General features: G+C 68.8%; 12 protein-coding genes. 8 read left to right on the plus strand and 4 right to left on the minus strand.

Translation table 11 applies throughout. The features are described 5' to 3' along the window. Positions 1 to 43 precede the first annotated feature (43 nt). From JNUCC0626_RS14225 to glyA, 3 genes are read left to right on the plus strand one after another with little or no spacing between them, the layout of a single operon-like run. Positions 44 to 1,855, plus strand: coding sequence for a PLP-dependent transferase (locus JNUCC0626_RS14225; protein WP_394620208.1), 1,812 nt, complete (start codon positions 44 to 46; stop codon positions 1,853 to 1,855). Next, positions 1,852 to 4,731 carry an AMP-binding protein gene (locus JNUCC0626_RS14230; protein WP_394620209.1) on the plus strand — a complete coding sequence of 960 codons (2,880 nt, stop codon included), beginning with the start codon at positions 1,852 to 1,854 and terminating at the stop codon, positions 4,729 to 4,731. The genes JNUCC0626_RS14225 and JNUCC0626_RS14230 overlap by 4 nt, the downstream gene beginning before the upstream one ends. 29 nt (positions 4,732 to 4,760) lie before the next feature. After that, entirely contained in the window at positions 4,761 to 6,056 is a 1,296-nt protein-coding gene (glyA, locus tag JNUCC0626_RS14235) for a serine hydroxymethyltransferase (protein ID WP_394620210.1), read from the plus strand. A 73-nt stretch (positions 6,057 to 6,129) separates the two neighbouring features. On the opposite strand, the gene JNUCC0626_RS14240 is transcribed toward glyA, so the two are convergent. The 4 genes from JNUCC0626_RS14240 to JNUCC0626_RS14255 form a co-directional block, all read right to left on the minus strand. Further along, entirely contained in the window at positions 6,130 to 6,639 is a 510-nt protein-coding gene (locus tag JNUCC0626_RS14240) for a MarR family winged helix-turn-helix transcriptional regulator (RefSeq protein WP_394620211.1), read from the minus strand. 153 nt (positions 6,640 to 6,792) lie between these two features. Next, complete coding sequence (locus JNUCC0626_RS14245) at positions 6,793 to 8,667, minus strand: peroxidase family protein (protein ID WP_394620212.1); 1,875 nt, start codon at positions 8,665 to 8,667, stop codon at positions 6,793 to 6,795. A 197-nt stretch (positions 8,668 to 8,864) separates the two neighbouring features. Next, complete coding sequence (locus JNUCC0626_RS14250) at positions 8,865 to 10,097, minus strand: cytochrome P450 (protein ID WP_394620213.1); 1,233 nt, start codon at positions 10,095 to 10,097, stop codon at positions 8,865 to 8,867. Between the two features lie 217 nt (positions 10,098 to 10,314). Next, positions 10,315 to 11,178 carry a helix-turn-helix domain-containing protein gene (locus tag JNUCC0626_RS14255; protein ID WP_394620214.1) on the minus strand — a complete coding sequence of 288 codons (864 nt, stop codon included), beginning with the start codon at positions 11,176 to 11,178 and terminating at the stop codon, positions 10,315 to 10,317. A 100-nt stretch (positions 11,179 to 11,278) separates the two neighbouring features. Between JNUCC0626_RS14255 and JNUCC0626_RS14260 the strand changes: the two genes are divergently transcribed. From JNUCC0626_RS14260 to JNUCC0626_RS14280, 5 genes are all read left to right on the plus strand, one after another. Beyond that, positions 11,279 to 12,205, plus strand: coding sequence for an oxidoreductase (locus JNUCC0626_RS14260; protein WP_394620215.1), 927 nt, complete (start codon positions 11,279 to 11,281; stop codon positions 12,203 to 12,205). After that, the gene (locus JNUCC0626_RS14265; RefSeq protein ID WP_394620216.1) at positions 12,202 to 12,999 is read left to right on the plus strand and encodes an SDR family NAD(P)-dependent oxidoreductase; all 798 of its coding nucleotides are present in this window, start codon (positions 12,202 to 12,204) and stop codon (positions 12,997 to 12,999) included. The genes JNUCC0626_RS14260 and JNUCC0626_RS14265 overlap by 4 nt, the downstream gene beginning before the upstream one ends. A gap of 55 nt (positions 13,000 to 13,054) precedes the next feature. Then, positions 13,055 to 13,498, plus strand: coding sequence for a DUF6069 family protein (locus JNUCC0626_RS14270; protein ID WP_394620217.1), 444 nt, complete (start codon positions 13,055 to 13,057; stop codon positions 13,496 to 13,498). Between the two features lie 27 nt (positions 13,499 to 13,525). Beyond that, complete coding sequence (locus JNUCC0626_RS14275; RefSeq protein ID WP_394620218.1) at positions 13,526 to 14,395, plus strand: nuclear transport factor 2 family protein; 870 nt, start codon at positions 13,526 to 13,528, stop codon at positions 14,393 to 14,395. 187 nt (positions 14,396 to 14,582) lie between these two features. After that, positions 14,583 to 15,326, plus strand: a complete 744-nt coding sequence (locus tag JNUCC0626_RS14280) for a hypothetical protein (RefSeq protein WP_394620219.1) — start codon at positions 14,583 to 14,585, stop codon at positions 15,324 to 15,326. Positions 15,327 to 15,331 lie beyond the last annotated feature (5 nt).

The raw sequence follows: 15,331 nt of genomic DNA on the forward strand, positions 1-15,331 counted from the left end.
TGCGGCGGATCGAATCGGAAACTCACGGACGAGGAACGGGACAATGACAACGCTCGTGCCGGTCGACGCTGTGAAGACCGCGCTGATCTACCACCTGCAGGACCTCGACGGAGCAATGGGACACCCGTTCGTGGCCGAGGAAGTGCTGCCGCACCTGCTCACCGCGGCGGAGCTGGTGCGAGAGAACGCGGAGATCGGCCGCCCGGTCGAGCTGCTGATCTGGGACGCCTACCGGACCCAGGGCACGCAGCACGCCATCTACGACAGGTACGCCCGCGAGTTGATGGTCAGCGAGGACGTCGACTACGAACGGGCGTGGGAGCTGGCAGCGGCGTACATCACGCCGCCCGGCGGCTACCACCCTCACGGCACCGGTGGCGCGCTGGACGTCAGCCTGCTCATCGACGGCAAACCCGCTTACATGGGAACGGGTTTCGACGAGTTCTCGGTGCGGTCGCACGCCGACTGGTACCGGCACAACCCGCCGGAGACCGAGCAGGAGCGGGAAGCGGCCCGCAACCGGGAGGTCCTGCGGTCGGCGATGGAGGCCGCGGGGTTCGTGGTGCTGGCCAAGGAGTGGTGGCACTTCGAGTGGGGCACGGACCGCTGGGCCGGCCCCAAGGGTGAACCCGTGGTGTTGCGGGACATGCAGGCGAAGCCACTGGTGACGGACTCGGCGACGGCGACGCTCACGCTGCCCGCACGCCAACCGGTCCGGCACGCCGGCGTGGCCCACGTCTTCAGCGATCCCCTCCGGCGGGCGGCGGCGCTGGCAGGTCAGGCGCCGGGGCATCTGTACGCCCGGTTCAGCAATCCGACGGTTCTCGCGCTGTGCGAGTTCATCCGCCGAGACAGTGCGCCGGCACGACACGCGATGGCCACGACGAGCGGGTCCTCGGCCTGTGTCGCCACGTTCCAGGGGCTCGTGCCCAAGGGTGGCACCGTCGTCTACGACCGCTACGTCTACTACGAGGTCGAGCGAGCGTTGATGGCCCTGGGGGACAGTCTGGAGTGGACGATCCAGGCCGTGGACTTCGCCGACCTGCGGGCGGTGACCGAAGCGTGCGAGCAGCTCACCGCGACCGGACGGAACGTGGACCTGTTGTTCTGCGACTCGCCGCGCAACTGGTGGCTGGAGTGCCTTGACGTAGCCGGGTTGGCGGAGATCGGTCGCGGGTTCGGGGCCAAGCTGGCGGTGGACTCGTCGGTGCAGCCCGTGCAGGACCTGATGCCGCTCGGCGCCGACGTGGTGATCCTGTCGTTGAGCAAGTACGCGAGCCTGGGCATGGCGCTGGGCGGCATGGTGCTGACCGATGACGACGAGCTGCGGGCGAAGATCTTCGCCGCCGTCGTCGACCGGTTGGTGATGCTGTCCGCGGACGCGGCCATGACCATCTGGACGCAGGCCGTGTCGTTGCGGGACCGGATGACCGCCCTGTCGGACAAGGCGGAGCGGATCGCCACTCATCTCGCCACCCGCGCGGACATCACGGCGGTCCGGGTCGCCGACGCGAAGCAGTGCGGTTTCGCGGGCGGGCAGGTCGTGTTCCACGCGGCCTCGCCGGACGTGGCACACACCGCGGAACGCCTGGTGGGGCACAACTCGCTGCGCGTGCGGTCGGGATTGCACCTGGCTTGCACGTACGGCAGCGCCATGACCACCTACGAGCACTTCGCCTCCAACACCAGGCATCGCACCGGAATCGCCTGGGACGCCACGAACGAGGCGCTGCTCACGGACGACATGGTGCGCATCGGTGTCGGCTGCGAGCCGGTGGAGGACATCATCGCCGACCTCGACATGGTCCTGAACTGTGCTTACGACGTCCTGCGACCCGGAGCGCCCCGGCCGTGACCACCACTGGTTCGGTCTGGGAACAGCAGGCCGGAGTGCCGGCGGCCCTCGATCCCCGGCCTCGTCAGGAACGGCTCGCTCTTCTCGCGGCGACCTCGCCGGAGCAGGGCCGGCACCGCGCCGGACTGACGGTGGGGTTGTCCGGGCCGCTCGACGAGGGGCGGATGCGGCACGTGGTCGAGGCGGTGGCGGCCCGTCACGGGTTGACCGACTCGATGCACGTGTCGTTGCTGCGACGCAACGACGTGGAGCACGAGCTCACACTCGGCTGGGACCGCGCGGTAGCGGATGCCTGGTCGGCCTGGGTGCTGTTCGACGAACTCGCTCTGGGTTACGCGTCGACGACACCGGCGCCTGCCGCCGGGAAGGCAGCACGGCACTCCACTTCGGACGAAGACCTTCAGCACCGGGTCGAGCGTCTCAGCGGCGGCACCTTCGGCGTGATGCCGCCACCCGATCGTCCACTTGAGAACGACGGGGCCGCCGCCCTGCGGTCGCTGCCACTGGACCGAGCGGTGATCGCGAACCTGACCGCGGCGTTTCCCGACGTGCCGGAACCGGTGGTGTTGCTGACAGCGTTCGTGCAGCTGCTCGCCCGGTTCACCGCGGAGCGGGACCTGACGGTGGCGCTACCGGTGTCCGGTCGCCCCGAGGCGGCGTTGCAGGAGATCGGCTCGTTCGAGAACGCCGTCCTGATCCGCGTTGATCTCCGCGCGGATCCGACGTTCCGGGAACTGCTGCACGCGGTGCACGAGGAGGTCATGGCGAGCCTTGCACACCAACGTGTCCCGGTGGAGGCAGTGCTGGCCGAACTCGTCCCCGGCGGCTATCTCGACCGCGGGCCACTCGCGGCGGTCTCCTTCGACGTTGTCGTGCCGCCGCCATCGAGCCGGGACTGCGGCGGCGTGCGGATGTCGGTGCTCGACAGCGCCGGCCCGGACGCCGAGTTTCCGCTGGCGATGAGGATTCGGCCCGACCACCAGGTCGAGGTGCGGCACACCGGTGTGCACAGTCCAGAGCTCGTCGACAGCTTCCTCCTGGCGTACCGGAAGCTGCTGGCAATCGCCGCACGCCGGCCGGACACTTCATTGAGCCGCCTATCTCTTGTGGACGCACCGCGGGCGGTGGTTCAGCAGGTGCGGCGGCGGTACCCGAACGTCGCCGAGATGGTCGCGGCGGTCGACCCCGCACTGACTGCCCTGGTCAGCTCCGGCCGCTCGTGGACGTACGGCGACCTGGTCGACCGGGCCTCCGAGGTCGCGGAAACCCTGCGGTCGCTGGACGTCCGCCCGGGACAGACCGTCGCGATCTGCGCCGGTGGCCGCGGCTTCGAGCTGTACGCGAGCATGCTCGGGGTGTGGCAGGCGGGTGCGGTCCTGGTCATGACCGACCCCGGCCTGCCGGCGACGCTGCTGGACCGAACGGGGACGAGGACACTGCTGGTCACCGGTGAACCGCCGCGCTGGTGCCGAGACGCCGACGTGGACAACGTGCTGGTGCACGATGGCGACTTGGCTGTGGTGCGCCGGGGCGGTGCGGGCGCACGGGCGCTCGCCGAGCGGGACGCCGCCTACGTCTTCTTCACGTCGGGCACCACCGGTGTGCCGAAAGCGTTGCTGGGACGGCACAACAGCCTGGCCCACTTCCTCACGTGGCAACGGGGCGAGTTCCGGTTCGAGCCCGGAGACCGGTGTGCGCAACTCACCAGCCTGGTCACCGACGGAGTGCTGCGGGACATCTTCACCCCGCTGATCAGCGGCGCCACCCTGCACGTACCGGCGCTGCCCCCGGCCGACCCCGGCATCCTGGACTGGCTGCGAGACGAAGCGGTGACCTCCGCGCACACGATGCCCACGACGTCCAGTCGCTGGCTCGCCCGTGCCGACGCCGTGGGCGAGCTTCCCGCGCTGAGGCGGCTGTTCTTCTCGGGCGAGCCGATGACCGGCGCGCTGGCCGAACGCTGGCACCGGATCGCGCCGAACGCGCGACTGGTCAACCTGTACGGCACCAGTGAATGCACCATGATCCAGTCTCGCCACCGGGTCAGCCGGACCACCCCCGAGCTGACGAACCCGGCCGGAATCAGCATGCGCGGGGCCGAGATTCTCGTGCTGACAACCGGCAACGCGCCGTGCGGCCCCGGCGAGGTCGGCCAGCCACATGTGCGAACCCCGTACGGCACCTACGGCTACGTCGGCCAGGCTGACGGCGGCTTCGTGCCCAACCCGTTCCGGGACGACCCCCGCGACCGGGTGTTCCGCACCGGCGATGTGGCCCGCCGACGCTCGAACGGCGCGCTGGAAGTGCTGGGCCGAGCCTCCGACGAGGCGGTGGCCCACGGGGTCAACGTGAATCCCGAGCACGTGAACGCGGTCCTGGTACGGCAACCCGGAGTTCGTGCGGCGGCGACGGTGTGGGCACCGCACGCCGCCGGCCGCGACCGGCTCGTGTCCTTCGTGGTGCCGGACAACGCGAGTCCCTGGCTCGTCGGCGCCGTGCGGCGGAACCTGCGCCGCAGACTGCCCGCGGTGATGATGCCCGAACGCGTTCTGGAGATCACCGAGCTGCCGGTGACCCCCGTGGGCAAGCTGGACCGAGGCCGCCTCCGGCGCGAGTTCGCAGCGCACGGCGACGGCCCGGTCGCGGACACCAGTCGTGTGCGAAAAGCAGTTCTGGCGGCGTGGTCCGCAGCGCTGCGGACCGCGGAACTTCTGCCGCACGACCACTTCTTCGATCTCGGCGGCACACCGGGCGACGCGGTCGCGGTGGCCGCCGGGCTGCGAGACGAACTCGCGCTGCCGCTGGCTCTCGATGCCGTGTTCACCACCCCGGTGCTGGCCGAGTTCCTGCGCGTGCTCGACGAGCCCCTCGACTGACACCCCCATCCCCACAGGAGGAACCCGAGATGAGCACTGCCCAGTTGGAGACCGCGGTGATCGACCGATCCCTGCGCGAGGCCGACCCCGAGGTGGCCAGGGAGCTGACCGGCGAACTCGGCCGGCAGCGGTCCGAACTGAGCATGATCGCGTCGGAGAGCTACACCCACTGGGCCGTGATGGAGGCGCAGGGGTCGGTCTTCATGAACAAGCTCGCCGAGGGGTACGCGGGTCTGCGGTACAGCGCCGGCTGCGACCACGTCGACGCGGTCGAACGGCTGGCCGTGGCGCGGGCGAAGTCGTTGTTCGACGCGGAGCACGTCAACGTGCAGCCGCATTCCGGCGCACAGGCCAACGCGGCCGTGTACGACGCGTTGCTGGATCCCGGCGACACCATCCTGGCTCTGGACCTCGCGCACGGCGGCCATCTCACGCACGGCATGCGGCTCAACTTCTCCGCCCGGTTCTACCACTGCGTCGCCTACCACGTGCGCCCGGAGGACTCGCTGGTCGACATGGAGGAGGTGGAGCGACTGGCCCGTGAGCACCGGCCACGCCTGATCGTGGCCGGCTGGTCCGCTTACCCACGACAGCTCGACTTCAGCGAGTTCCGCCGGATCGCCGACGAGGTCGGCGCGTACCTGATGATCGACATGGCGCACTTCGCGGGGCTCGTCGCCGGGGGTGTGCACCCCAACCCGATGCCTTATGCGGATGTGGTCACGTCCACCACGCACAAGACGCTCGGCGGCCCGCGTGGCGGCATGGTGCTGTGCAGGGGCGAACACGCCGCCAGGATCGACACAGCGGTGTTCCCAGGTCAGCAGGCAGCACCGCTGGCGCACACCATCGCGGCCAAGGCGGTCGCGTTCAAGATCGCCGCCGGCGCCGAGTTCCGCGACTGCCAGCGCCGCACCGTGGCGGGCGCGCGGATCATCGCCGACCGGCTGTCCACTCCGGACGTCGCGGCAGCCGGCATCAAGGTGCTCACCGGCGGTACCGACGTCCACCTCCTGCTGCTCGACCTGCGGGAGTCGGAACTGACCGGCAGGCAGGCGGAGGACCGGTTGCAGGAGATCGGCATCTCGGTGAACCGCAACACCATTCCCTTCGACACCCGACCGCCCCTGATCACCTCCGGGCTGCGAATCGGCACCTCCGCCCTCGCCACCCGCGGCTTCACGGCCTACGACTTCACCGCCATCGCCGAAGTCGTCGCCTCGGCACTGCTGCCAGGCCCCGACGTCCTCGAGCTGCGGGAGCGGGTGGCTCGGATGGCCGACAAGTACCCGATCTACCAGGCCCTGTCCGCCGACCTCGACTGAACAGGGCGTTGTGCCGCCGGACCGATCCCCGTGCTCCGGCGGCACAACGGCACGAACACAGGCCGAGCGCCGTTCAGTTCACCTGACCGCTCGGCGGCGGTGTCGAAGGCTCACCGTCCCAGTCGGAAGTCCAGGCCCGGTCGCGGAAGGTGAGCGCCCCGCCCGGATCGAGGCGGTCCAGCAAGCGCCCGAGCACGTCGCCGAACTGGTCGACCTCTTCAGGCTCGATGGCGCTGAACACGAGCTCACGCACAGCTCGTAGGTGCTCCGGAGTCGCCTGGGCCACCCGTTCCCAGCCCAGCGCGGTCAGCGTGGTCAACACGACGCGGCCGCTGTCCGGCGACCGGTGCCGGACGGCCAGTTCACGCCGTTCCAGCCTGGAGACCAGGTGAGACAGGCGTGACGGCGTCGAGTTCGTGCGCGCGGCCAACTCGGACATGGTGAGCGTGCGTTCGGGTGCGTCAGCCAGTTGTGTCAGCGCCAGGTACTCGACATGACTCAGCCCAGCCGAACGAACCAGACGGCCGTCCAACTCACTGATGAGCAACACGGACACCGCGGCCAGGCGCGTCCATGCCCGCATCTGTCCAGGGTCCAGCGGCGCTCCGTCCACCCTCACAAACTACAGGTGGCGGTGGGTCCTGGCCGTGATCGCGTGGCGCGGTCGGGCCGGAGAGGTCGCGCGAAGGCCCGCCTTGCCCGCTGAGCTGAGGGCGAGGCGGGCCTGAATCTGGAGCTAGCGGACCTTGAAGACGTTGGCGGGCAACGAGGAACGCGGGGTGTCGGTGTTGAGGGAGATGAGTTCGGCGACGGTGTGCCGGTAGTCGATGCCGTAGCGGTGCCGGATCGAGGTGAGAACCGGGTCGTTGAGGTGGTGGAATCGGTCGCCGTCGCGCAGTGCGGTGAACTGACGGGTCCACATCGCCAGCTGCAGCTCACCGAACTCGGTGCCCGGGACGAGCGGTTCGGAGGCCATCGCGACGATCGGGTCGACGTCGGAAACGTCGCCGTAGATCGCTTTGAGTCGTGCGGCGACCGGCGTGCGGCGCTCGCCTGAGGTCGCCGAGTCCTGTGCGCGCGGGCTGTCGAGCGGAATGGTCCGGCCGTGGACATCGCGCAGTGCGAGGAAGTCGAGGCTGTCGGGGTCGTTGATCTCGTCGCCCGCGGTCAGCTCGGAGTCTGCGGGGAACGAGTCGGTGCGCTCGCCGGTGATCGACTTGAAGTCCGCTCTGGGCGCGAGACCGTAAGCCCGTCGCAGATCGTTGTAGTTCGCGATGCCGTGGTCGCGTCCGCGCTGGATGTCGATCGACGTGATGTCGAAGATCCCGTTCTCGCAGGGAGCTCCTGGCCGGCAGACCGGGATCGGCAGGCTGCGAAGCACGTCGGCGATCTGCTCGTCGTTGCGGAACTGCGGTCTGGCCGCCAGACCGGCGAGGAACGGCCCGGTGCCGATGCGCTCGAACAGGGGCGTGTTGAAGACGACCTGGTCCGGCGGAACGACGATCCGCACTGTCCGGCCCTGCGGGGTGACGGTCATCCCCTGAGCGCGGAACTCCGCCAGCTGCGCCTCGGTGAACCTGCCGGCCGGTACGTCGGCGGCGAAATCGCCGCGCACCATGCTGTGGGCGCGGTAGCCGATCGTCGCGAACTCGTTGGTGATGGTCGCGTCGACATCCGGCCGGTACCCGCGGTACGCCGGGAGCTTCACTCCGAGTGAGGGCAGGAACTCGTTGTAGGTGACGTATTGCTGGGTGGCGATCACCACTCGTCGCGCCAGCTGGAACTTCTCCTCTTCGGACAAGTTCTGCGGAAGGAGCGACACGATCCGGTTGTGCTCCTTGGCGAACAGGGTCTGGACCGCGAGCAGGCCGAAGTTCTCGTTACCGCGGAAGTCGCCCGCGACGGCCAGGTCCGCCACGTCGACCGCGACGGTCCGGTCCATGAACGGAGCGGCGTTCGCGTCGCCGCGGGCGGTGGTTCGCGGTAGGAACCCGTTGGGCATCAGGAGTCTGGCGCTGTTGTTGGAGAGGTCTCCGTCCAGCGGGCCCTCGCGCATCCACTCCAGCCGGTCGGGCTCGTCGCCGTACACGGCGTAGGCGTTCAGGTAGGAGCCGCGATCGTTGAGCTGCTGACGCGGTGTGGTCTGCCCGGTGTCGGCGGCAGGCACGCTGCGGAACACGGGCACCCCGGGGAAGGCGCTGGTGAAGCGTTCCATCGGGTCGCCGGTCGGATAGATCACCGAGACGTTCTCGTCACCGTCCATCCGCAGCGCGAACGTGTGGTCGAGGAACTGGCCCCAGGCCGGAGCCCACTGGCTGACCCCGCGTGGCGAGAACAACGGCTGACCTGAGTCGTTGAAGATCCGGTTCGTGACCATCCGCGGATTGGGCCCTGCGACCATGGCCCCCACGCCGTCCGCGTACCGCGCGGCTGCGGCTCGCAGGTACGGCGTACCGGCCTTTCCCTGGTCCGGGCGCAGCAGGTTGTTGCGTCCGCCGTCCAGACTCTCCACCTCGAAGGGCAGCACCCCGGAGCCGGCGGTCGCCGGCGGTGCGGTCAGACCTACCACTCCCGCGCATGCGAGCAGCAGGGGAATGACACGTTTTCGCATGAGAATCCACTCTCTTGTTGATCGGGTTCACGGCGCGGGGTGCCGGCTTCGGAAATGGCGACTTTCTCGGAACGGAATCTTCCCGTCGAGTCATTCATGATCCGGGCCCACGCGTCAACGAACCCCGTCACGTTGTGCGGTTGACTGTTCGGGCGTGACTCAAATGGTTTCTCGAGTTGTCACGCTTCCAGCCGAGTTCACTCGCTGTCCCAGGTGACCGGCAACGTCCGCACGCCGTAGACGAGTGCGTCGTGCTTGAACTCGACGTCCTCGAACGGCACCGCGAGCCGCAGCGTCGGAACACGCTGGTGCAGTCGCGTGAACACCTCCTGCAGCTCGATCCGTGCCAGTTGCTGACCAAGGCATTGGTGGACGCCGTACCCGAACGTCAGGTGTGGGGTCGCGTCGCGCCTCAGGTTGAGGCTGTCGGCGTCGGGGAACACCGACTCGTCCCGGTTGCCGGCGGACAGCGCGGCAACGAGCCACTCGCCGGCCTTGATCGTCTCGTCCCCGATGGTGACGTCACCCGTGGCTTGACGCAGCACACCGAACTGGACGATCGACAGGTAGCGCAGCATCTCCTCGACGGCGGTGCTCGCGAGGTCAGGATGGGCACGCAGGTCGGCGAGTTGTTCAGGCTGTCGCAGGAGCACCAGGGTGCTGAGAGCGATCATGTTCGCTGTCGTTTCATGCCCTGCGATCAGCAAGGTGACGCTCAGGGTGACCAGTTCCTCGACGGTCAGCTCCTGGCCGCTCTCCTCGGCCCGGGCGATCAGCCTGCTGAGCAGGTCGTCACCGGGTCGTGCCTGCTTGGCCAGGACCAGCTCGGCCATGAACCCGTTGACCTGGTGCATGGCTTGCGACATCAAGGCGATGTCACTGGTGGTGTTGATCAGCACCGCTGTCTGCTGCTGAAACCTGTCGCGGTCGCCGTAGTCGACGCCCAGCAGCTCGCAGATCACCAGCGAGGGGATCGGCAACGCGAAGTCGTGCACGAAGTCGACGGGTCCTGTCTCGGCCAGGAGCGCGTCGATGTGGTCATCGACCAGCTTCCGGATGTAGGGACGCATGGCCTGCATCCGCCTGACGGTGAACTCCGGCGCCAGAAGGCGACGCAGGCGGGCGTGTCCAGCATCGTCCGACGTGAGCACGCTGCCGGGCGCAGGGACGCGGTCGTCGAGCTCGGCGCCCATCACCATGTGCGTGGACGGGGCCGCCTTCGAGCTCATGGCGGGATTCCTCAGCATCGTGCGCACGTCGGCGTACTTGCTCACCACGCGGACGTTGACGCCTGCCGGGCACGCCGCCTCGGTCGTGCCTTCCCGAGCACGCATCCGGGCGTACTCGGCGGGCGGATCGAAAGGGCACGCGGAGTCGCGCGAGATCGGAAAGGGAGCCGGATCGGTCGCGGCGTTCATGGTCTCACTCACAATTCTGAGCACCTCAAGAAGGAGAAATGGGAACAGGTGTTACAAGAGTCAAGTCGTCGCCAATGGGCATGCCGAAATCCGGCATCCAGTCGTGGAGCAGCAGCGGCCGAACTCCAGGAATTTCTGCGCAAAGTCTTCTACCGGCGAATTTCGCATTCTGCCGTTGCGGCAACGCAAAGATTGCCCATGCCGTGGCCCACCAGGCCGACGCGTGGTCTCAGTTGTTCTTGCGGGTGCGGGTGGCGTGCAACGAGGCGAGCAGGCGAAGGCGGTCGGCGTCGGCGCTGCCCGGTTCGGCGGTGAAGACGAGCATCACGGGGCCGGGGTTTCCCGGAAGCGGGTAGGTGTCCCAGTCGAGGGTGATCTGGCCGACCTCGGGAACGTGGAACGTCCCTGCGCCGCTGGTGGTCGAGCTCACGTCGTGCAGGGCCCAGAGTCTCCGGAAGTCCGCGCTGCGAATGCTCAGCTCGCCGATGATCGCCGCCGCACGGGGATGGGCCGGGTCGGTGGCGACCGAAGCGCGCATCATGCCGATGTACTGCTGCGCCTGGTGTTCCCAGTCCCGGCAGCCCGATTCTCGGACCTGTTCGTCGTCGAACATCAGCATCAGCAGGTTGAGCCGGTCGGACGGGTACGACCCGAGGTCGCCGAACAGGGCTTCGGTGGCCTGGTTCCACGCCAGCAGGTCGAGGTGCCGGCCGAGCACGAGTGCGGGGACGTTCATCGCGTCCAGGAGCCGCCGGGTGTTGGCGGGCACCCGTTCCGGGGGCCGGTGCACCGTCGCGGGAGCCGGCCTGCGCGCGGCGCCGGCCAGTGCGAAGAAATGCCTGCACTCCTCGTCATCGAGCCCGAGCGCGTCGGCCAGCGCGGCGAGGACCTGGTCGGACGGGCGCAGCTCGCGGCCCTGCTCCATCCGCTGGTAGTAGTCGGTGCTCAGGCCCGCCAGCAGTGCGAGCTCCTCGCGGCGCAGACCCGCGACCTTGCGCCGGCCGCCTGGTTCCAGGCCGACGTCCTCTGGCCGCAGCCGGCTGCGCCGGGCACGGAGGAACTCGCCGAGTTCACGAGCGTACGGATGCGTCATGTCTCCATTGTGGAGGGCCGAGAGCGCACGAAGGTAGGACTGGCAAACCTAGGGAAACCGATACGACGGAGACCTCGCGCGTCGCCCCTAGCTTCGTGACATGACCTCGAACATCCCCAGCCAACACGGCCGAGTCGCCGTCGTGACCGGCGCGAACTCGGGCCTCGGTCTGTACACCGCCCGCGAACTGGCGGGACGCGGCGCGCACGTGGTGCTCGCCGTGCGCAACCTCGCCGCTGGTCACATGGCCGCCCGCACGATCAAGGGCAAGGTCGAGGTGCGGGCACTGGATCTGGCGTCGCCGATCTCGGTGCGAGCGTTCGCCGAGAACCTGGACGCTGATCACCCGACAGTGGACCTGCTGGTCAACAATGCCGGAACGGCGCTGCTCGGCCCGCGTCGCACCGCCGGGAACGGCCATGAACTGCACCTGGCGACCAACGCCCTGGGGCACTTCGCGCTGACCGGTCTGCTGCTGCCCAACCTGACCTCCGCCCGCGCCGCCCGCGTGGTCACCATCAGCTCACTCACCCACCGCAACGCACACCTCGACTTCGACGACCTCATGTTCGCCCGCGATTACCGGCCGAACGCCGCCTACGGTCGTTCCAAACTCGCCGCCACGGTGCTCGGTGTGGAGCTGGACCGCCGGTTGCGCGCCGCCGGGTCGTCCGTGGTCAGCGTGCTGGCCCATCCGGGAATGACCCGCACCAACCTCACCCCGAACGCCTGGAAAAACCGGGGCCTGCTCGGGCGGCTGGTCTCCGCGGCCGTCCTGCTCGGCGGCCAGCCGGTACGGCGCGGCGTTCTCCCGCAGCTGCACGCGGCGACCGGCCCGGGAATCCGCGGCGGCCAGTTCTTCGGTCCGGCCGGGCCGGGTGAACTGCGTGGACGCGTCGGCACGGCCCGGTTCAGCGAGGAAGCGACGGACGAGGCCGTGGGCCGGCGGTTGTGGCACGCGGCCGAGGAACTCACCGGAATCGCCTACCTGACCACGAATCAGCAATCCCACCAGGAGAAGTCATGACACACGCCCACCTGCCGCTGGACGAGTTCGGCCCGTGGGCGGTGGTCACCGGAGCCTCGGCCGGGATCGGGCGCGAGTTCGTCCGGCAGCTCGCGGCCAACGGGTTCAACGTCGTCCTCGCCGCCCGCCGTGCCGAACCGCTGACCGATCTCGGCGACCAGATCGAGCGCGAGCACGGAGTGCTGCACCGGTCCGTCATCGTCGACATGAGCACTCCGGACGGACCGGACCGCCTCGTGCAGGCGACCGCCGACCTCGACATCGGACTGCTGATCTCCAACGCCGGCGACCTCGTCCCCGGCGAGTTCCTGGGCCGAAACCTGCAGCACGCCTACAACTCGTGGCTCCTGAACGCCGCCAGCCACCTGGTTCTCACCCACCACTTCGGGAATCGCTTCGCCGACCGAGGCAAGGGCGGCGTGCTCCTGGTCGGTGCCGCCGGCGCCGAGGCGGGTATTCCGTGGCTGGCGGCGCACGCCGCCGCGAAGGCGTACACCAACACCCTGGCGCGCGGTCTGCACGCCGAGTTCGCCGAGCGCGGGATCACCATCACCGTGCTGACACCAGGACCGACGCGTACCGAGTTGCAGAGCCGTCGCTCCCTGCCGGACACCGGCGGGACAACGGTTGCGAACAGCGTGTCCACCGCTTTCAAAGCTCTGAGTGCCGGACTCGTCGAGGTCACCCCCGGTCTCACCGCACGCCTGCTCAGCAGCCTGCCCGCCTCGATGTCCCGGCGCATGTCCGGCCGGACCATGGCCGCCGTCGCCGCCCACCAGCCGATCCCCCGGTAGAGATCCATCAGCGCTGTTGCCCTGCCCTCAACTGACCCCGGAGCCGGAGAAGACCATGTCCAGTCAGACAACCACCGCTCGTCCACCCCGTAGCTCCGCCATCGCAGTCGTCGTCGGCATCATCACGGCCGCGGCTTTCTCGATCGCGCTCAACGCGGGCGTCGCCGCGATCGCACTCGCCGCTGGTGCCTCATCCGACTTCGTCCCGCTCACCCCGCAGGCCTACGGCATGTGGAGCGTCGTCGGCGTACTCGCCGGATTCGCGGGCTGGGCCGTCGTTCGCGCCCGCTCGTCTCGCCCGAGGCGACTGATGCGCCTGCTGGTCCCCACCGTGGTGAGCACCAGCTGGACTCCTGACGTCCTGCTGGTCGTGAACGACTGGCTCCCCGGCGCCGGCTGGGGTGCGGCCATCGCGTTGATGGCCATGCACGTCGTCGTCGCCGCCGTCGTCGTGGTGATCTGCCTGCGAGTGCTGCCCCTTCCCACCGACCGCCGCTGACCCCAACAACATCTGTCTGGAGCTCCAATGAGCACGAAAGCAACCATCGCGGCAGCCATCGCCGTGCTGATGACCGCGGCGCCCGCCGCAGCCTCCGCGACCAACGGGTCGAACCCGCTGACGCCACAGGAGATGCGGAACGAGCGAGTCACCATGGCGGTGGTGCACGAGCTGTTCAACAAGCACGACCTCGGCGCGGTCGACCGCTACTTCAGGGAGCCGTTCGTCCAGCACAACCCCACCATCGCCAACGGATTCGCGGGCATCAAGAAGTACGTCCGCCAGTCCCCCAAGATGCGCTACGAGGTCTACAAGCTGATCGCGGACGACAACTACGTCACGGTCAACTCCCGGGTCACCGGGGTCGGGGCCACCAAGATCGTCATGGACGTCTTCCGCTTCGACCGGGGCAGGATCGTCGAACACTGGGACGTCGTCCAGGACGAGATCCCCGCCTCTCAGACCGTGAGCGGCAACCCGATGATCTCCCGTTCGAAGTCCCTCCCGTCGCCTCGTCACGACAACGAGCGAATCATCGCCAAGGCCCTCCACGAACTGTTCGACAAGCGAGACCTGGGCGCCGTGGACCGCTACTGGAGCGACCCGTACATCCAGCACGCGCCGTTCACCGCGAACGGGAAAGCCGCACACCGCGAGACCATGCGGAACCTCCCACCGGGCATCCGCTACGAGCCCGGCCTGATCATGGCCGAGGGCAACGAGGTGGTGGCGCACCACCGGTTGATCGGTGTCGCGCCGCAGCCGGTCATGGTGTTCCACATCTACCGGATGGAGAAGGGAAAGGTCGTGGAGCACTGGGAGAACGTCCAGTTCGAGGTGCCGGCGAGCGAGACCGCCAACGGCAACTCGATGCTCACGCCGCGGGTGGGCCCGTAGTCCTATCCGGACACCAGAACTACCCGACGGCGGGAGTGGACTCAGGTTTGCCGCAACATCACCGATCGACCGGCGTCCTGAGTGAAGATCTGGCGTGACGCTCGGCTGGGCTTCTCCAGCCGAGCGTTTGCCTGATGGCACTCCCCCGCCGGGACCCCTCCCGGCCCCACTCACCCAGAATTCCGCCGTGAACCAACCTGTGGCGACCGCTCGGACCCTGCGGTACTCAGCCGCCGTGGGATCGGTCAGCGCGATCCTGAACGCGATCCTCCTGGAGATCGGTTCTTTGTTGTGGCAGGTCACCCTCGTGACCACCTTCGCCTCGATCAGCCTGCTCGTCGTTCACGCCTGGACGTCACGTGACCCTCGGCCATGGACTCCCAGACGTGGCACGGGTGTGGCCGCCGGCGTGGTGGGCATGACGGCGGCTCTGGTGTCCGGCGCCCTGACGGTTCTCGCCCTCTCGAGCCTGCCCCCGGACGAGGAGGGCCTGCGGCGCACCTGCACCTTCCCCGCAGCGCACCGCGGCTCACCGGCCCTCTCGGACGGCGAGCGCGTGACGCGCACGTACGTCGAAACCAACGAGGAGTACGTGCGCAAGCGCCTGTTCGACGTGCGGCCGACCGCTCAGGCCGAGGAGGTTCAGCAGGTGGCCTGCCTGCGCATGATCACGGGTGGGGCGATGCGGCGCACCTGCGAGTACGGCGACCGCTTCGGCGTCTTCACCCGCCCGGTCACGCTCTACCAGGGCGTGTGGCAGCTGGAGGTCTACGAGGCCCGCACGGGCAGGAGACTCGCCGTCCGCGACCTGACCGGTGACAGCACCTCCGGGTGCCCGTCGTCCGCGCTCGTCCCCTTCGGAGGCTCCCCGGCCGCCATCTACGCCGAACCCTCGCTCGCGGCCGTGCTGGACGCCGTCAAGACCGGCTGACAGGC

The sequence above is a fragment of the Lentzea sp. JNUCC 0626 genome, from assembly GCF_043632865.1.
In the GTDB taxonomy this organism is placed as follows: Bacteria; Actinomycetota; Actinomycetes; order Mycobacteriales; family Pseudonocardiaceae; genus Lentzea.